24 protein-coding genes and 1 tRNA gene are annotated in these 16,337 nt (G+C 69.2%); 9 read left to right on the top strand and 16 right to left on the bottom strand.

Annotated elements, in window-relative coordinates; genetic code table 11:
* Position 1 precedes the first annotated feature (1 nt).
* Together EGH21_RS11845 and EGH21_RS11840 are read right to left on the bottom strand one after the other, a co-directional pair.
* Positions 2-964, bottom strand: a complete 963-nt coding sequence (locus tag EGH21_RS11845; protein ID WP_220618687.1) for a WD40/YVTN/BNR-like repeat-containing protein — start codon at positions 962-964, stop codon at positions 2-4.
* 261 nt (positions 965-1,225) lie between these two features.
* A complete protein-coding gene (locus tag EGH21_RS11840; RefSeq protein WP_220618686.1) occupies positions 1,226-2,203 on the bottom strand; it encodes a MogA/MoaB family molybdenum cofactor biosynthesis protein in 978 nt (325 codons plus the stop codon).
* A gap of 119 nt (positions 2,204-2,322) precedes the next feature.
* On the opposite strand from EGH21_RS11840, the gene EGH21_RS11835 reads away from it, so the two are divergent.
* The 4 genes from EGH21_RS11835 to EGH21_RS11820 are packed head-to-tail and all read left to right on the top strand — an operon-like array spanning position 2,323 to position 4,802.
* Complete coding sequence (locus EGH21_RS11835; protein ID WP_220618685.1) at positions 2,323-2,484, top strand: hypothetical protein; 162 nt, start codon at positions 2,323-2,325, stop codon at positions 2,482-2,484.
* Positions 2,485-2,530: 46 nt separating this feature from the next.
* Entirely contained in the window at positions 2,531-2,674 is a 144-nt protein-coding gene (locus EGH21_RS11830; RefSeq protein WP_220618684.1) for a hypothetical protein, read from the top strand.
* Positions 2,667-3,011, top strand: a complete 345-nt coding sequence (locus tag EGH21_RS11825; protein ID WP_425433304.1) for a DUF7977 family protein — start codon at positions 2,667-2,669, stop codon at positions 3,009-3,011. Before EGH21_RS11830 ends, EGH21_RS11825 begins: the two co-directional genes overlap by 8 nt.
* Before the next feature lie 60 nt (positions 3,012-3,071).
* A complete protein-coding gene (locus EGH21_RS11820; protein ID WP_220618683.1) occupies positions 3,072-4,802 on the top strand; it encodes a histidine kinase N-terminal 7TM domain-containing protein in 1,731 nt (576 codons plus the stop codon).
* On the opposite strand, the gene EGH21_RS11815 is transcribed toward EGH21_RS11820, so the two are convergent.
* The 4 genes from EGH21_RS11815 to EGH21_RS11800 are packed head-to-tail and all read right to left on the bottom strand — an operon-like array spanning position 4,803 to position 7,638.
* On the bottom strand, positions 4,803-5,501 hold the full coding sequence (locus EGH21_RS11815) for an SDR family NAD(P)-dependent oxidoreductase (RefSeq protein ID WP_220618682.1): 699 nt from the start codon (positions 5,499-5,501) through the stop codon (positions 4,803-4,805). It lies immediately after the preceding gene.
* A 30-nt stretch (positions 5,502-5,531) separates the two neighbouring features.
* Positions 5,532-6,362 (bottom strand): hypothetical protein, encoded by an 831-nt coding sequence (locus EGH21_RS11810; protein ID WP_220618681.1) that lies wholly within the window; start codon positions 6,360-6,362, stop codon positions 5,532-5,534.
* 35 nt (positions 6,363-6,397) lie between these two features.
* Positions 6,398-6,958 carry an isopentenyl-diphosphate Delta-isomerase gene (idi, locus tag EGH21_RS11805; RefSeq protein WP_220618680.1) on the bottom strand — a complete coding sequence of 187 codons (561 nt, stop codon included), beginning with the start codon at positions 6,956-6,958 and terminating at the stop codon, positions 6,398-6,400.
* A 50-nt stretch (positions 6,959-7,008) separates the two neighbouring features.
* Positions 7,009-7,638, bottom strand: coding sequence for a helix-turn-helix domain-containing protein (locus tag EGH21_RS11800; protein WP_220618679.1), 630 nt, complete (start codon positions 7,636-7,638; stop codon positions 7,009-7,011).
* An 82-nt stretch (positions 7,639-7,720) separates the two neighbouring features.
* Between EGH21_RS11800 and EGH21_RS11795 the strand changes: the two genes are divergently transcribed.
* The gene (locus tag EGH21_RS11795) at positions 7,721-7,942 is read left to right on the top strand and encodes a hypothetical protein (RefSeq protein ID WP_220618678.1); all 222 of its coding nucleotides are present in this window, start codon (positions 7,721-7,723) and stop codon (positions 7,940-7,942) included.
* Here EGH21_RS11795 and EGH21_RS11790 read toward each other — a convergent pair.
* Positions 7,924-8,199 (bottom strand): DUF7553 family protein, encoded by a 276-nt coding sequence (locus tag EGH21_RS11790; RefSeq protein WP_220618677.1) that lies wholly within the window; start codon positions 8,197-8,199, stop codon positions 7,924-7,926. The genes EGH21_RS11795 and EGH21_RS11790 overlap by 19 nt on opposite strands.
* 92 nt (positions 8,200-8,291) lie before the next feature.
* On the opposite strand from EGH21_RS11790, the gene EGH21_RS11785 reads away from it, so the two are divergent.
* The 4 genes from EGH21_RS11785 (at position 8,292) to EGH21_RS11770 (ending at position 10,855) form a co-directional block, all read left to right on the top strand.
* On the top strand, positions 8,292-8,708 hold the full coding sequence (locus EGH21_RS11785; RefSeq protein ID WP_220618676.1) for an SRPBCC family protein: 417 nt from the start codon (positions 8,292-8,294) through the stop codon (positions 8,706-8,708).
* A gap of 55 nt (positions 8,709-8,763) precedes the next feature.
* Positions 8,764-9,069 carry a CGCGG family putative rSAM-modified RiPP protein gene (locus tag EGH21_RS11780; RefSeq protein ID WP_220618675.1) on the top strand — a complete coding sequence of 102 codons (306 nt, stop codon included), beginning with the start codon at positions 8,764-8,766 and terminating at the stop codon, positions 9,067-9,069.
* Entirely contained in the window at positions 9,069-10,139 is a 1,071-nt protein-coding gene (locus EGH21_RS11775; RefSeq protein WP_220618674.1) for a radical SAM/SPASM domain-containing protein, read from the top strand. Before EGH21_RS11780 ends, EGH21_RS11775 begins: the two co-directional genes overlap by 1 nt.
* A 65-nt stretch (positions 10,140-10,204) precedes the next feature.
* Positions 10,205-10,855: a helix-turn-helix domain-containing protein gene (locus tag EGH21_RS11770; RefSeq protein WP_220618673.1), complete on the top strand. Its 651-nt coding sequence runs from the start codon at positions 10,205-10,207 to the stop codon at positions 10,853-10,855.
* Position 10,856: 1 nt separating this feature from the next.
* Here the strand turns inward: EGH21_RS11770 and EGH21_RS11765 are convergent, their stop codons facing one another.
* The 9 genes from EGH21_RS11765 to EGH21_RS11725 form a co-directional block, all read right to left on the bottom strand.
* Positions 10,857-12,035: a hypothetical protein gene (locus EGH21_RS11765; RefSeq protein WP_220618672.1), complete on the bottom strand. Its 1,179-nt coding sequence runs from the start codon at positions 12,033-12,035 to the stop codon at positions 10,857-10,859.
* A complete protein-coding gene (locus EGH21_RS11760) occupies positions 12,036-12,266 on the bottom strand; it encodes a DUF2249 domain-containing protein (protein WP_220618671.1) in 231 nt (76 codons plus the stop codon).
* 24 nt (positions 12,267-12,290) lie between these two features.
* Positions 12,291-12,449 (bottom strand): DUF7560 family zinc ribbon protein, encoded by a 159-nt coding sequence (locus tag EGH21_RS11755; RefSeq protein WP_220618670.1) that lies wholly within the window; start codon positions 12,447-12,449, stop codon positions 12,291-12,293.
* Between the two features lie 109 nt (positions 12,450-12,558).
* Positions 12,559-13,359 (bottom strand): DUF4013 domain-containing protein, encoded by an 801-nt coding sequence (locus EGH21_RS11750; protein WP_220618669.1) that lies wholly within the window; start codon positions 13,357-13,359, stop codon positions 12,559-12,561.
* Positions 13,360-13,461: 102 nt separating this feature from the next.
* A complete protein-coding gene (locus EGH21_RS11745; RefSeq protein WP_220618668.1) occupies positions 13,462-13,656 on the bottom strand; it encodes a hypothetical protein in 195 nt (64 codons plus the stop codon).
* Positions 13,646-13,837, bottom strand: a complete 192-nt coding sequence (locus EGH21_RS11740) for a hypothetical protein (RefSeq protein ID WP_220618667.1) — start codon at positions 13,835-13,837, stop codon at positions 13,646-13,648. The genes EGH21_RS11745 and EGH21_RS11740 overlap by 11 nt, the downstream gene beginning before the upstream one ends.
* A 217-nt stretch (positions 13,838-14,054) precedes the next feature.
* Positions 14,055-14,128: transfer RNA gene (locus EGH21_RS11735), tRNA-Ile, on the bottom strand.
* Between the two features lie 85 nt (positions 14,129-14,213).
* Positions 14,214-14,771: an FxsA family protein gene (locus EGH21_RS11730; protein ID WP_220618666.1), complete on the bottom strand. Its 558-nt coding sequence runs from the start codon at positions 14,769-14,771 to the stop codon at positions 14,214-14,216.
* 154 nt (positions 14,772-14,925) lie between these two features.
* Positions 14,926-16,305, bottom strand: coding sequence for a cytochrome P450 (locus tag EGH21_RS11725; RefSeq protein WP_220618665.1), 1,380 nt, complete (start codon positions 16,303-16,305; stop codon positions 14,926-14,928).
* Between the last annotated feature and the right edge of the window lie 32 nt (positions 16,306-16,337).

Below are 16,337 nucleotides of genomic sequence, written 5' to 3'. Positions count from 1 at the left end.
GCTACCGTTCGACGATGGTCCCGCCCGCGCCGACGGCGATGTCGGTGGCGCCGCGGACGACGGCCTTCAGGTTCTGGCCGGTCGGCGTCTCGTTCTGGGTCCAGTCGCCGTCCAGTTCGTACACCTTACCGCCGCCACCGACGGTGTAGCCGTCGTCGTCGCCGTCGGTGACCTCGATGTCGCGGAGTCCGGCGTCGCCGGTGTCGGACGGCGTCCACTCGCTGCCGTCCCAGTGGAATATCATACCGCCGCCGCCGGACACCCACACGTCGTCGAAGCCGTCAGAATCGACGCCGTAGAAGTTCACGTTGGCGTCGGCCAGCCCGATCTTGTTCCACGTCGACCCGTCCTGCGTGCGGAAGACGGACTTGTTGCCGTCGACGATGTGGCCCTTCCGGTCGTCGAAGAAGTCGACGGCGTTGATTGCCGACCCGGACCCGGGCGTGACGTAGTCCCACGTCTCGCTGGCGCCGTTCTCGAAGGAGTAGTACATCTTCCCCGAGTCGCCGGCGACGTAGACGTTCGCTTCGCCCGCCTCACCCGTGACCGAGACGTCGTTGAAGTTGTTGGTCACGTCCATGGGGGCGCTGTGGTCGGTGAGGACGCCGGACTCGACGTCGTACTCGCCGATGGCGCCGGAGGAACCGACGAACCAGAGGGCCTCGCCGTCGTCTGTCACGTCCGCGCCGTAGAGGCTGTTGCCGTTGCCCGTCGGCCCCCCGTCGATAATCTTCTTCCAGCCGAGCTCCGTCCGCTCGAGGACGACGCCACCGCCGGCCACGGCGTACGCTCCCGCGTCCGTGTACTCGACGTCGTGGAGCGTGTTGCCCGTGGGCGACTCGACGGACTCCCACGGGCTACTCGCGGCGGCAGACCCGGGGAGGGCCGCCGTCCCCATCGCGGCAGCGACTGACACACCGATACCCTTCAGGACACCACGTCGGGTGGCTTCGCGTTCGGACATTGCACTCGGGGCGTGGGGAGACCGACACTTGAAGGGGGGCCGCCGTTAAGCCGGTTTTTCGCGGTTTGAGTGGGTAGATACCGCCGATTTCGACCGGGAATTGGGGCCGAAACCGCTGATTCGGCGAAATCGAGCGCGTTCGAGCGTTTTCGTCGGATTAAACGATATAAAACGAATGAAATCGGTGGGGCTTCATAATTAGCCGGTCCCGCCGCGGCCGGCACCGGTCCGGCGACCGGCACGCCGTCCGGAGCGACGCCGCTACTGCAAGTGGGCGACCAGTTCCGGGGCCTCGGTCGCGATTATCTCGTCGACCGCGAGGGTGGCGGCCTCGGCGTCGGCCGGGAGACAGAACACGGGCGTCCCGTCCGCGATGCCGGCGGTGGACCGGACCGCGACGATGCCGGTGCCGATATGCTCGAACAGGAGCGTCCGAAACGCCTCGCCGAACCCGGGTAAGGCCTTCTCGAACAGCGGGTGGACCGCCTCGATGGTCGCCTCGCTCGGTTCGATACCGACGCCGCCGGCGGTGACGACCACCTCGACGTCGTCGCGGCCGACGACGGTGTCGACCGCCTGCTGGATACCGTCGTAGTCGCCACGGAGTCGCTCCCGTGCGGTGACGCTGTGGCCGGCCGACTCGATGGCCGTCGCCAGCGCCTCGCCCGTGGGGTCCGAACCCTGTCCCGTCGTCGTCCCGACGGTGACGAGGGCCACGTCGACCGGGCGGACGGCCGGCGAGGACTGGTCGGCCCCGGCCTGCTGGGACCCGGTGGCGACTTTCGACCCCGCCGCGCCGCCGGCCAGACGGCGCTCGGCGGACTGGGCCGTGTCGCTCGTCGTCGACCGGGTCGTCGAGTCGTCGGACGGGTCGGCCCCCGTCGTCGCGTCGGTATCCGGGGCCGTCTCCGAGTCGGGCGACGCGTCGTCGTCGAGTGGGTCCGGCGTGTCCGAACTGCCCGTGTCCGCCGCGGGGCGGGTGGCGTCGGTCGGTTCGCCGTCGGTGTCGGCGGCGTCGGTCGGTTCGCCCTCGGCGTCGCCCGCGTCCGCCGCCACCGTCTCGGCGTCGTCGCCCCCCGTCTCGTCGGCACTTTCCGTCTCATCGACACTCTCGGCCGCGTCGGCCGGTTCGCTCTCGTCGGCCGCCGTCTCGTCGCTCGTTGCCTCGTCCGTCTCGTCGGTTTCGTCCCCGTCGTCACCGACCCCTCGCCGTGTATCGCGGGACTGGAAATCCACCATACCGGGGGGACGGACCGGCGGTGGTAAGTCTTTCCGGCCCCGCGGACCGGCCCCACGGGACACTTTTTATTCATCGCTCGGCCAGAAGTTTTATTATAACTATACATATAAAACTTCGTATGGAGCGGGTCTACCACGTCACGTGCCACGAATGCACGTTCGAGGGGGTATTCGAAGACCACCGGACGGCACTCGACGAGTGGAACGAACACGAACGGGACGACGACCACCGAGTGAGCGTCCTCGAAATCGACCGTCCGTCCCCCCGCAACCCAGTCTGACCGGCGGACCGCCAGCGTTTTGCGCGCGCTATCCCGAACTCTGAGTATGCAGGCTGTCCAGTACACCGACCGCACCCGTCGCGCCATCCACGGGGACAGCGCCGGACCCGCCCTCGAACTGCCGGCCGTGTCCGAGCGTGGCGACTCGGCGACCGGCGTCGTCGGCCCGGACGGTGAGAGCGGTGTCTGACGACGCCGAGGAGACGGTGATGGTGACGCCGGATGCCGAGTCGTCCGGCGACGACGCCGAGGACGACGGCGGGTACGTCCACCGTCCCAGCGGTGAACCGCCGAAACAGGCCGAGACGAGCGACGAGTTCGGCTGGGAGGGGTGGGCCCTCGTCGGGATGATACTCGTCGGCTTCCTCGTGATCCCCGTCGCCATCCTCGTCCTGCCGGCCGCCCAAGGCGTGGTCCGCTCGCTGGGCCTGACGCTCCGGGCCGCGTATCTGGCGCTACCGCTCGTCCCGGCGTTCCTGCTGGGCGCCGTCGCGGTGTGGTCGGCGTTGCGCTCGCGGCGCTCGTAGTATCGCCGACGATACTCGGCCGAGAACGTTTATCAGAGAGTCTCCCAACCGTCGAAGCAGATGCTGCTGTCCCCCCTGTCCGTTGTCCTCCTCGCGGCGGTGGCCGGGATGGCCGTGGCCGTCCTCGTCTGGCTCCACCGCGACAGTCCCGGTGCCGGGCCACTGGCGACGTTCGTCGTCGCCGGGAGCCTCTGGGCCGTCGCGCAGGGACTCGAACTGGCAGTGCCGGACGTGGCGACGATGGTGTGGTTCCTCCAGATACAGTTGACCCTCTCGGTGGTCGTCCCCGTCGCGTGGCTGGTCACGGTGCTCGAGTACACCGGCCTCCCCCACTGGCTCACGCGCCGTCGGGTCGCCCTGTTGCTCGTCGAACCGGCGGCGTTCGTCACGCTCGTCTGGTCGAACGACGCCCACCGACTCGTCTGGTCCGGGGCCGACACTGTCGTCGTCGCCGAGGCGAGCGCGCTGGTGCCGGTCTGGGGACTGGCCTACTGGGGGCACCTCGCGTACATGCTGGGCCTGATTCTGGTCGGCGGCGTCCTCCTCGTCCGCCAGATGTTGCGGACGAACGACCTGTTTCGGGCCCAGAGCCTCGCGCTCCTGATAGCTATCACCGTCCCGACGGCGGCCCAGTCGCTCCACGCGCTCGACGTCGTCACGTCGCCCGTGGACCCGACCAGTCTGGGCTACGTCGTCTCGGGCATCGTGCTCTCGGTGGCGCTGTTGCGGGGCCAGTTGCTCGACGTGGCCCCGGTGACCCGTGACCTCGGCCGGGAGGCCATCTTCGCCGAGATGGACGACCGGGTCGTCATCGTCGACGAGACTGGCCGCATCGTCGACGTGAACGAGGCCGCCGCCTCGCTGTTCGACGCGGACCCGACCACGCTGCTCGGGCGCTCCTTACGGCGTGAACTGCCCGCCCTGGCGGACACACTCCCCGAGACGGGCGAGCGAGTCCAGACGGAGACGCGACTCGACCACGACGGCACGGTCCGCTACTACGACGTGCGGGTGACCCCGCTGTACCGCGCGTACGGCGTCGTCTCCGGCCACCTCGTCAGCCTCCGGGACGTGACCGACCGCCGCCAGCGCGAACAGCGCATCGACGTGCTCAACCGACTGCTCCGGCACGACGTCCGCAACGAGATGAACGTCGTCCGGGGGAACGCCGACCTGCTGGCCGACAGCGTGGATCCGGACGAGGCACACAGACTGGACCGCATCGTCCGGACCGTCGACGACATCGTCGACCGGAGCAACAAGATAGGGCGCGTCTCCGAAGCCCTGGAGAGCGAGGAGCCACGTCCGGTCCGCTTGCAACCGTTACTCGCTCCGGTCGTCGACACCGTCCGGGAGCGGAACCCGGGGACCCGCCTCTCGCTGGCCTGCCCCGACGACTGCTGGGTCGAGGGCGGACCGTCCCTCACCCTCGCCTTCGAGGAACTGCTGGACAACGCTATCGAACACGCCGACGGGCGGCCGACCGTCGAGGTCACCGTCGAGCCGGCGAGTCCGGACAGCGGCGTCGTCGTCCGCGTCTCGGACGACGGCCCCGGCATCGCACCCTACGAGCGGGAGGTCATCCTCGCCGGCGAGGAGACGCCGCTCCAGCACGGCTCCGGCGTCGGCCTGTGGCTCGTGAAGTGGGTCGTCCGCAACGCGGGCGGCACGCTGTCGTTCGCCGAGGGGCCGGGTACCACCGTCGAGATAGAACTGCCCGCGGCGGACCCGGACGACCCCGACGCTATGGCCGACGTCCGGGCCCGAGCGGCGACGACCGTGGAGCGCTGACTACCACGGTTTCGGCTCCCGGTCGCGCCAGAACCGGCCACTCGGTGCGTCGGGACGGAACCGCGCCAGCCACACGGGCGTCTCGGCGCCCTTCTCCGGGGTTCGCGGCGCGGACTGCTCGGTCATGTCGGTCTGGACGTAGCCCGGACACACCGAGTTCGCGAGCAGTCCCTCGCCGGCGTACTCGCCGTCGAGATAGCGCGTCAGCCCGTTCAGTCCCGTCTTCGAGATGCGATAGGCCGGCGTCCCGCCGGACTGACGCTCGGTGATGGCCCCGAGTCCGGAGGAGACGTTGACGACGCGGCCGCCGGGGCGGTCGAGCAACAGCGGGAGGGCCTGTTTCGTCAGCACCGTCGGTCCCCGGAGGTTGGTGTCGAACGTGCGGTCGACGACGTCGGTCGGCATCGCGTCGAGCGGTTCCCGGGAGTCCATCACGCCGGCGTTGTTGACGAGGACGTCGAGGCACCCCGCCTCCTCGCCGATGCGGTCGACGGCGGCCGCCATCTCGGCGTCGTCGGTCACGTCGAGTTCGACGGCGCGGCGGTCCGTCGCGGTCACGTCGGCCGGGTCCCGCGCCCCGGCGTACACCATCGCACCGTGGTCGACGAGGCCGTCGGCGATGGCCTTCCCGATACCGCGCGTGGCCCCGGTGACCAGTGCGACCTGCCCGTCGAGCGAGTCGTAAAGCGACACCTCCATACCGCCCGATAGGGCGCCCGTGCCGAAAAGTCAGACGACGCCGGCAGTCAGGAGCATCACGGCGACCCCGACGAGCCCGAGGACCGGCCCCAGTGCCGCCACGCGCGGCACGTTCGTCGCGAACCGGTCGAGCGACGGGTTGTCGGCGTGTGCGACGACGAGCGGGTCGGCGAGTCGGCCGCCCTCGACGCGCCCGACGATGGTCACCTCGTCGCCGCCGTCGACCCGGCGTTCGAGCGTCGCGCCGTCCGTCTCGCCGACGAGGAAGGCCAGCGTCGCGCCGTCGGGGTCGACCCGGACGCCGCGGTACTCGTCGGTCACCGCGAAGGCCGTCTCGACCCGTTCGGCGTCGAGCAGTTGCTGTGCCCGGCCCGTGTCGGCCGCCGCGGCGTACGTCTCGCCGCCGACGACGTGGCCGGCCTCCGCGACGAGCGCCGGCTCGCCGCTGTGTGGGGCCGGCACCGTCCCCCCGACCGGTTCGGCCGTGCCGGTGACCGCGGCCACGCCGTCCGTCGGCAGGTCGCTGGGAGCGACGTGGACCGCGTCGCGAAGGGTCGTCGCCGTGCCGTAGTGCCGCCCGCCGTGCGTGGTCATGAACACCCCCGCCGACAGGGCGACGAGGCCGACGTGGTACAGCGAGAAGTCGTACCGCCCAACAGGGGCCGGCGGCGACCCCAGAACGTAGGTACTCGCGACCAGTGCGACGACGAATACTGTCCCGCCGACGAACAGGACGGTCCGCTCCCTGTCGGCGGTCAGGTACGCAAGCAGGCGTGTGTCCCGGTACCGGTCGACGGCGACGAGCAGTACGGCGACGACCGCCAACGGGAGGGCGAAGTCCCAGAGGAACCGAGCGAGCATATCCCTCCTGCTCGCTACGGCTGTAAAAAACTACGCTACCGCTCTTCGTCGCGGCGCATCGCGATCTCGAACCACGGGCAGAGACGCAGTTGCCGGTAGTACTCAGGATGCTCGCGCAGGCGGTCGTAGGGCACCCACATGACGCCGTCGACCTCCTCGGGGTTCGGGTCCAGCGAGGTGTCGGTGAGGGTGGCCTGCAACACGGCACAGACCTCCCACTCCAGCCCTGCGTTCTCGTAGTAGCGCTTGTACTCGAAGCGGTCGGTCACCCGCAGGTCGTCGTACTGGTCGGGGGTAACGCCCAGTTCCTCTTCGAGGCGCTCCTCTGTGGCCTCGACCTGGGTCTGGCCTTCGACGGGGTGGGAGGCGACGGTGCCGTCCCAGTGGGTGTCCCAGAGACGCTTCGTGGCCGCTCGCTGGGCGAGCAACACTCGGTCGTCCTCGTCGAACAGCAGTGCCGTGAACGCCCGGTGCCGGACGCCGTCACCGGTGTGGGCGTCGAGGCGGTTGACCAGACCCACCTCGTTGTCGTCGGCGTCGACGGCGATGACGTCCTGCTCGGCGTTCTCGTGTGTCTCGTCCGCGTCGGTGCTCATATGCCGTATCAATCTCGGAGGGGATTCTTACACGCTTCGACTCGCCGCGCCTACCGCAGGTCGTCGACGAACTGCTTGACCACCTTCTCCTCGGCGCGGTGGAGCGTCTCGCTACACGTCGATTTGGCGATACCGACGGACTCGGCCAGTTGCGTCAGCGAGCAGTCCCGTGGCGTGTCGTAGTACCCCTCCTCGACGGCGGCCTCCAGCAGTTCCAGTTGGCTCTCGGTGAGCAACTGTTCGGACTCGACGTGTTGCTGGACGCGTTCGACGCTGAACGGGATGCCGAACTCCGAGAGTTGCTCGCCCAGTTCGGAGAGGCGGTCCTGTGGCGCCGTAATCTCCCAGACGGCCTTGCCGTCCTGAAGCGTGAACGGCATCTCCAGCGGGATGCCGGAGCCCTGCACCGGGAAGAGGAGCAGCGGCGTCGACGTCTCGAACTGTATCAGCGCCGTCTCGTCGCGGTGGGAGAGTATCTCCATCGTGAGGACGGCCTCCCGGGACTCGACGTCCCGCAACACCGCGGGCAGGTTCTCGGCGGTCACCTCCGCGAGACCGACGCCCGACTCCTCGCCGGGGAGCGCCGCGAGGATACGGAACGTCGCGTCCGCGTTGGCCCGGGAGACGTCGCCAATCCAGATGTCGTCCGGTATCGTGAGGGTGAGTTCTGCGCGAGGCATCGTCTTATCCGAATATATTCGCCCGGAGGATGGGGGCAGTTGTCCCGAACATGTTCGTACTTCTACGTCGGCACACGTCAACGTGTCGACGCCAAACACGTACGGTACTGTGAAGGTATACTACGGCGTCGAGCGTCGTGACGTGTTCGAACTGGTGACGATGTCGCTCGTCGTGTTCACCCTCGGCTACTGGAGTGCGGTGGCGCTCGCTCGCTGGTGGACCAGACGGGCCGAACCGACGGTGGCAGAGACGCCGGAGCGGCCCGAACGACGGCGAAGCCGGCCTCAGACCGGGTCGAGGTGACGAGCGTACGCCGCCAGACAGTGCCGCGCGTCGGCGAGTCGCGCCGCGCGGTGGTCGGCAGCCCGGTCTTCGAGGGCCGAGAGCGTCGCCCGAAGCCGCGAGACCTGTCCCGGGTCCGGCGGTTCCGGGTGCGCCTCCGCGAGGTACCAGAGTCTCGCCGCCACCTCGTCGAGACGCGCCTCGATGCCGGAGTCCGGTGGCGTCTCGATGGCCCGCAGGACCGCCCGGTTGGCCCGTCGGATGAGCCGTCGGCACATGGTCGGCCATAGCGGGACGAACCCCGAAAAAGCCGACCCGAACAGATTCGGGACCACCGAACCCTTATCTCGCTCGCCGGCCGCACTCCGGTATGGAACGCGTCTCGCTGACCCGCGTCGTCGACGCCGACGAGGAGGCGGTGCGGGCCGCGATGGCCGACGTCGGGCCGTTCATGACCGCGACCGGTGTCGACGGCGTGACCGTCGAGGGCGACACCATCGAGATGCGCAACCGGGTCGGCCTCTTCGAGATAGAACTCGACCTCGAAATCGTCGACGTCGAGGACGCGGTGCTGGCCTACGAGCAACGCGAGGGCGTCTTCGAGTCGATGCGCACCGAGTACTACGTCTCGCCCGTCGACGAGGGGACGGAGGTGACCGCGACGACCGAGTACACCGCGCTGGACCTCGCGGTCATCGGGCCGGTACTCGACAGCACCGTCGTCGAGCGCCAGCGCCGGAAGGAACTGAACAGCCAGTTCGACTGGCTGGAGGCACAGGTCACGTAAAGACCCGAACGTCTTCGGGACAGGACACAGCGGTCGCGGGGCCGAACGTCGCCGTATGAGCCACGCCCACGACGGCACGCCGTCGGTGACCGACGAGATTCACGACAACTCGTGGTCGGCGAACCTCGAAGGCCCGGCACACGCCGACGACCGCGAGTTGGTCGTCGCACAGGCCCGCGAAGCCATCGAGAAGACCACCGCCGGCAACCACGTCAACCTCGTCACGCACGCCGCCCACGGGCATCCGGAGATGTACCTCTACGAACCGTTACGGGAGCGGTTCGGCGACCGGGTCGACCTGACCTACGTCGACCAGTGTGGCTGTGGCGGCCACGTCGTCCGCGCACGGGTGAGCGAGTGATGTTCGGCGAGATGGACTTCGACGAGCGACCGCTGGTGCTCATCTGGGAACTGACCCAGGCCTGCGAGTTGGCCTGCAAGCACTGCCGTGCCGACGCCCAGCAACGACGCCACCCCGACGAACTCACGACGGCCGAGGGGAAGGCCCTGCTGGACGAGGCCCGCGAGTTCGGCGAGGGGCAACTGGTCGTGCTCTCGGGTGGGGACCCGCTGGCCCGCGACGACGTGGCGGAACTGGTCGACTACGGCACCGACCGGGGGTTGCGGATGACGCTGACCCCCAGCGGGACCCACTCGCTGACCCGCGAGCGACTGGCCGAACTGGACGACGCTGGCCTCCGGCGGATGGCGCTCTCTATCGACGGCGGGAGCGAGGCGGCCCACGACCGGTTCCGTGGGGAGACCGGCAGTTTCGCGGCGACGATGGACGCCGCCGAGACGGCTCGCGACCTCGACATCCCGCTACAGGTCAACACCACCGTCTGTGCGGAGACCGTCGAGCAGTTGCCCGCCATCCGCGAGTTGGTCGCGGACCTCGGGGCGGTGCTGTGGTCCGTCTTCTTCCTCGTCCCCGTCGGCCGTGGCCGGGTGCTGACTCCCGTCGACCCCGACCGGGCCGAGCGCGTGATGGCGTGGCTCCACGAGGTGAGCGACGAGGCCCCGTTCGGCGTCAAGACGACGGAAGCCCCCCACTACCGCCGGGTCGGCCTCCAGAACGACGAGGACGACGAGGGCGTCCGCCGTCGGACGGGCGTCCGCGCCGGCAAGGGGTTCGCGTTCGTCAGTCACACCGGCGAGGTGTACCCCTCGGGGTTCCTGCCCGAGTCGGCCGGCAACGTCCGCGAGACGAGCGTCGTCGACGTGTACCGGGACTCGACGCTGTTCCGACGGTTGCGTGACGACGACGCCCTCACCGGGAAGTGTGGGGCCTGCGAGTTCCGCGGCGTCTGTGGCGGCAGTCGCTCGCGGGCCTACGCGACGACGGGCGACCCGCTGGCGGCCGACCCGCTCTGTGCCTACGAACCCGAGGCGTTCGAGGGGGCGGTTCCCGACCAGCACCCGGCCGATTGAGGGGGTTTTTCACACGCTGGGAACGCGCGCCCCCCGTTTTATCCCGGGAACAGTGACATATGGGTATGACCGATTCGGGCATCAGGGTCGAACTGTCCGTGGACTCGCCGGGCGCGTGCCCGGTGGCCGACGTCTCCGAGGAGGCCGGGACGACGGTGACCGACGTGGCGCGAAGTGCACCGCTGGACGACGACGAGGGACAGGTGGTAGAGGAGTTCACCGCCGACGGCGGGGCTCGGGCCGTCGAGTCGCGCGGCGACGTCGACGAGGTGTTCTCCGGGGGCGACGGCGCTCGCTATCGGTTCGAGCGCCAGCGCGAGGGCTGTGTCTGTGAGACGGTCGAGGAGTTCGCGTGCCCCGTCGCCGACGTCCGCGCCGAGAGCGGCCAGTTACTGTTGACCTTCCACGCGCCGGACGTCGACCGCATCCGCGCTATCGTCACGCGACTGAAAGAGCTCTACGGCGACGTCTCCCTGCGCTCGCTCCGCCGCGACGGCGAGACGAACCCCTCGGACTCGGTCCTCGTCGACCGGAGCCGTCTCACCGACCGCCAGCGCGAGGTGCTCGAGACGGCCATCGAGATGGGGTACTTCCAGTACCCGAAAGGCGCCAACGCGAGCGAGGTGGCCGAGGCGCTCGACATCTCCGTCTCGACGTTCGCCGAACACCTCGCGGCGGCCCAGACGAAACTGCTCGACACCATCCTCGACGCCTGACTCAGGCCGCCCGACTCCGGAAGGCGGCCGCCACGAGCCACGCGTACAGCCCCGCACCGACCACGCCCGCCCCGTGCCCGAGCGACTCGAGTGCCGACAGCCCGCCGACGAGACCCACCCCCTGCCCGAGGAGACCGGCAGCGAGCAGTGCCACGGCGACCCGTGCCGTCCGGTCGGACGCCAGCGGCCACGCCCCGACCGACGGCGGGTAGAACTGGAGCGTCGCGCCCACGATTGTCAGGCCGAGAAACCCCAGCAACATCGCCCGGTAGTGCGCGGTCACCAGCGCCGGGTCCCTCCCCACGACCGCGAGCGTCAGACCCAGCGTGACGCCGCCGACACCCGCGAGGACGGCGAGCAGGACGGCCCAGAGACCGACGCGGCGGCGGTCCGAGCGCACGAAGAGAGCGAGGTACGTCGCGGCGAACCCGACGACTGCGACCGCTTCGAGGACGCCGCCCGCCAGCAGGATTCGGCGGTCGAACAGCCCGGCGGCGAGCGCGGCCGGTGCGACGGCGCCCGGGACGAGGACGACCGGGACGAGCCATCGGGGCGGGTCTGCGACGAGAAACCGCGGGAACAGGCGCAGACCGACGCCGAACACCAGTAGCGCCGCCGTCCCCGCCGCGAGGAGGTGCGACACCTGTGGCGTGGCGAGCGGTGGGCGCCCGAACGGGGCGGAGAGCCACACCGCCGCGGCGACGGCGAGATACGTGCCGGCGACCGGGACGGCGGTGTTGGCCCGTCGGTCGACCGGTCGCCGGTCGGCGTTCGCGCCACCCGTCCCCGTCGCCGCCCCGGAGAGGTTGTCACGGACGGTCCACGCCAGCGTGCCGAGCGAGACGGCGACCCCGAGACCCCACAGCGCACCGCCGGCGGCGCCGATCCACGACTGGTCGGTGACGCCGAGGCTGTCGGCGGCCAGCGCGACGGTCCCGCTCACCGACAGCGCGAACTGCACCGGCAGTGGCGTCGCCGTCGGCAGGTCCCGGTCGAAGAACGACGGCACCAGCGCGTAGGCCTTCCCGAAGAGGACGTGGAACACGAACCCGTACAGTCCGAGCGTGACGACGGTTCGGCGGCCGAGGCCGGCCGCGACCGCGAGGTACGTCGCGACGAGGAACGCGGCGCCGGCGGCGACGAACGCCCGACTCCACCGGGATACCCGCCGGGCACCCATCTACGCCCGTTCGACGTAGACGTGCCACTCGTCGTCGCCGACCCGTTCGCTGTCGTGGGTGTAGCCACGTTCCTCCAACACGCCGTACAGCGGGACCGGTTCGAAGCTGTTGACCAGCCGTAGCGTCTCGCCGGCCCCGAGGTCCGACAGGGCACCCATGATGTGTGAAAACGGCTCTCCGTCGACGTCTCGGACGTCGAGTTCGCGCACGTTCGCTCGCTCCGAGTGCATACGCGCATCGACGGCCCCGACCTGTCAGGCACTTGTGCCGAACGTGTTCGACTCCGTGAACGCCGCCGGCCCCACGGGCACGCCACAGACGGCACATCCGGCCGACAGGAGGCGGTCACGCGCGCCCTCGTCGACGGCCACGTGCGCCCCGCACTCGGGGCAGGTGAACCAGTACGCTGGCACAGTGTCGAAACGAACCGCGTGGGCGAGAATAACCGGATACCCCCGATTTGGCGGGTTTTTCAGGCCCGCTGACGCCGGTGGGTTCCCCGGACCCCGGACGTGCAGACGCTCAGAACCGGTCGTCGGTGCGGTCGTCGTCGACGCCGCCGTTCTCGACGGCCGTGTCGGTGTCTGTCTCCCACGCCTCGTCGGTGGTGGTCGTCGACGTGGTCGACCCACCGACACCAGCGAGCGGCGGTTCGCCGTACTCCTCCTCGTAGGCGTCTCTGAAGCCCTCGGACCAGATGTAGAAGATGGCGGACTGGCCGGCGAACACGATGAACGGCACCGCGAGGTAGCCGACGATGGTGATACCGAGGACGCTACTGACCACCTGCATGAGGATGTTGACGACGAACCCGAAGACGACGGCCTTCAGCATCGTCCCGTTGGTCGTGACCTCCCGCAACACGTCGAGGTCGAACCCGCCGCCGATGCTGTCCGTCCGAACGAAGTTCCCCGTCGCGACGGGCAGGACCACCGCCAGTGCCAGCACACCGACGAGGTAGACGAGGCCGCCGACGAGGATACCGACTATCGACAGTCCACCGGAGTCTATCCCCATGCCGGCGAACACCAGCCCGAAGAAGGGGACCCCGGCGACGAGGAGGACGGCCAGCGAGTACACGAGTACGACGACAGCGTGTTTGAGGCCGTCGACCGTCAGGCCGGCGAGGTCGGCGTCGCCCCACTCTGGCGGGTTCGCCGTGTCGCCGCCCATGACCCGGCGCATCACTTCGAGCATGTACCCGTTGAACGTGAACACCGGGACGACGAGGAGCGCACCCGGGAAGAGCAACAACCCACCGACGAGAATCCGCTTCAGCCAACTGTCACCCTGTGTCTGGTACTTGAGACTGTCTTCTATCATGTCATGGTAGCAATCTTCCGAGGCGTGTAAATAACTTGTGCCAGCCTCGGAATGATTCGCCGTGCGTCGGCCGGTCGTCGCGACGCCGATGCGCGCGGCCGCTCAGTCGCGGCGCCCGACGACGGCGAACGGTTGCGTCTCCCGCTTGTCGACGAGGTCCGCGTACCGATACGCACAGTTACACCGCTTGCAGTACACCGTCGGTCCCTGCTGGTCGCGGAGTTGGTGGTGGTGCTCCGGGCACATCATCCGCCACTGGTCCGCGAGTTTGTCGCCGACAGACCCGTCACTCCCCATCGACGCCCTCCGAGACGTTCCGGCAGTACGCCGTCGCCGCCGCCGCGGCCGTCTCGCCGCGGCCCTCGACTGGCACACCACCCTGCGTGACCACCCACTCGCCGTCTCGTTCCTCCACGACGAGCGTCGTCAACCGTCGCTTGCCGTCCGATTCCGTCCGTCGACCGTCCGATATCGACATACAGGCGGCTTTGGCCAGCGGTAGTAAAACCGTGAGCCACGGGTGCGGAGCGGAAGTGAAAGTGGTCGGTCCGGACGGTGACCGGTGTGGAAGTGGCCACTCGGAGACGACTGTCTAGTCCAGTGCCGTCGCTCAGAACCGTGGAAACGGAAGGATTGGGTGGCTGGGGAGTCGAGGCCCCAGTTTCCGACCGGCAAGAAACCGGTCGAAGTGTGGATGGGCCAACTCGGATTTGAACCGAGAGCCTCCCGGTTATCAGCCGAGCGCTCAACCTGATTGAGCTATTGGCCCAGATGAGCGCATCTTGGTGTATCCGAGGGGTATAGAAAAGGGTAACGTTTCGACGGCGGGATGCGTGAGAAACCGCACCACGGAGTCAGTTCTCGCTGTCCTCGAAGTCGACGTCGGTGGCGTCGTCGGGGTCGAAGCCGGCGCCGCCGGAGGAACCCCCACCGGTCGGACCGGACGGGCCGCCAGCGCCCGCCGCCGGGCCCTGCCCGTCCTCGTTCGGGAAGCCGCCGACGTACACCTGCCCGCTGGCGAAGCCGCCGGTCTTGGCGTCGATGTAGGGTTCGATGACCCAGCGGCGGACGGCCGCACGGATGGGGTAACGCGTCACCGGAATCGCCAGCAGCAGGCCGACGGCGTCGGTGACGAGGCCGGGCGTGAGGAAGAACGCGCCGGCGGCGATGAGCAGGCCACCGTCGACGAGTTCGTTCGTGGGTACCTCGCCCGTCGCCAGTTTCTGCTGGATGGACTGGAGCGTCGCCCGACCCTCGGCGCGGACGAGCAACATCCCGACGAGCGCGGTGAGAACCACGAGTGCGACGACGACGAGCGGCGAGATCGGGTAGATGACACCCGTGGCCAGCGCTACCAAGAGGACGGCGTCGAACAGCGGGATGAGCAACAGCAGCCCGATGACCCGGAGCATACCACCGCTTGCAGGTCCGGCCCCAAACGCCTTTCGAGAGGTGACGAGAAATCTCGCTTCGCTCGCTTCCTCGACACGGCGCGGGGACCGAAGCGGCCGTGGAGACCCGCGGAAACTACTCCGTTCGTGAGCGTCGACGAGACGGGACGGCGGTTCACTCGCGCTCGTGGACGCGAACCGCGACGGGTTCGGTGGGCGAGAGCGTGATTCGCATCCCCAGTTCCAGCGGCGGTTCGGTGATGGCCTCGAAGCGGAACCGCTGGGCGAGGGCCGCGAGCGCGAGTTTCGCCTCCATCCGGGCGAAGCGCATCCCGATGCAGTGGCGGGGGCCGCCGCCGAAGGGGTAGTAGGCGTAGTCCGGGAGGTCGGCCTCGAACGCGTCGGTCCAGCGCTCGGGACGGAACGCGTCGGGGGCGTCGTACCACCGCTCGTCGCGGTGGACGAGCCACTGCGGGATAGTCAACTGGGCGTCCGGTTCGATGTCGTACCCGCCCAGCGTCACCGGTCGGGTTGGCTGACGGAACGTGGTGAACGCCGGCGGGTAGAGCCGCAGCGTCTCGGTCAGCACCCGGTCCAGATACGGCAACTCGAAGAGGTCCGCCGGCGTCGGGTCCGCGCCGTCGAGCGTCGCGTCCAGTTCCGCGTGGAGTTCACGCTGGGCGTCGGGGTGGGTCGCGAGCAGGAACCACGCGTAGGTGAGCGTCAGCGCCGTCGTGTCGTGGCCGGCGACGAGGAACGTCAGGAGTTGGTGGCCCAGTCGCTCGCGGTCCATCGTCGCCTCGTCCAGCGAGAGGAGCAGCGAGAGCACGTCGTCGCGGGCCTCGCGTTCGGCGGCGGCCTCTGCCTGTCGCTCGGCGATGATGTCGTCGAGCGTCGCCTCGAAGGCCGCCCGCGTCCGTCGAACCCGGCGGTTGTTCGGCGTCGGCACCCACAGCGGGAGGTACGCCGAGAGGTTCGCCGGGTCGACGCGGTGACGCAGCGCCGACAGGAGCGGTTCGAGCGACTCGGCGGTGCGTTCGATGTCGACGTCCAGCAGCGTCTTCCCCAGCACTCGCAGCGTGTACGACCGCATCGCTGGCAGGAGGTCGACGCGCTCGCCGTCGCGCCAGTCGTCGGCCGTCGCCAGCGCGAAGTCGGTCATCGTCTCGCCGTAGGTGGCGATGCGCTCACGGTAGAACGCGGGCTGGAGGGCGGTCCGTTGCTGTTGCCACTCCTCGCCCTCCAGCAGGAACAACCCCTCGCCGATGAACTCCCCGAGCGTCTCCCGGAGGAGTCGCCCCTTCTCGAAGTCCGCCTCGTCGGTGACCAGCACCCGTTCGACGAGGTCCGGGTGGGTGACGAAGTAGCCCGTCGTGCCGGCGACGTTGAACCGCACCACGTCGGCGTCGACGCTGTCGGCCTCGGCGTAGAAGCCCAGCGGGTCACGGACCATCGAGAGCGTGTTTTCGACGAGCGGGACGCGACCGATTCGGGGCGGCCGCTGGCCCGGCGTAACCGGGCCCTGTCGCTCGGTGTCGGTCTGCTGGGAGCGCATCGGTCGACGTAGGGTCGTCCGACAAATCCGTC

The sequence above is a fragment of the Haloarcula rubra genome (genome assembly GCF_019599465.1).
GTDB lineage: Archaea > Halobacteriota > Halobacteria > Halobacteriales > Haloarculaceae > Haloarcula > Haloarcula rubra.
The sequence above is the reverse complement of the archived record's forward strand: the minus strand, read 5'-3'. Positions and strand labels throughout refer to the sequence as shown.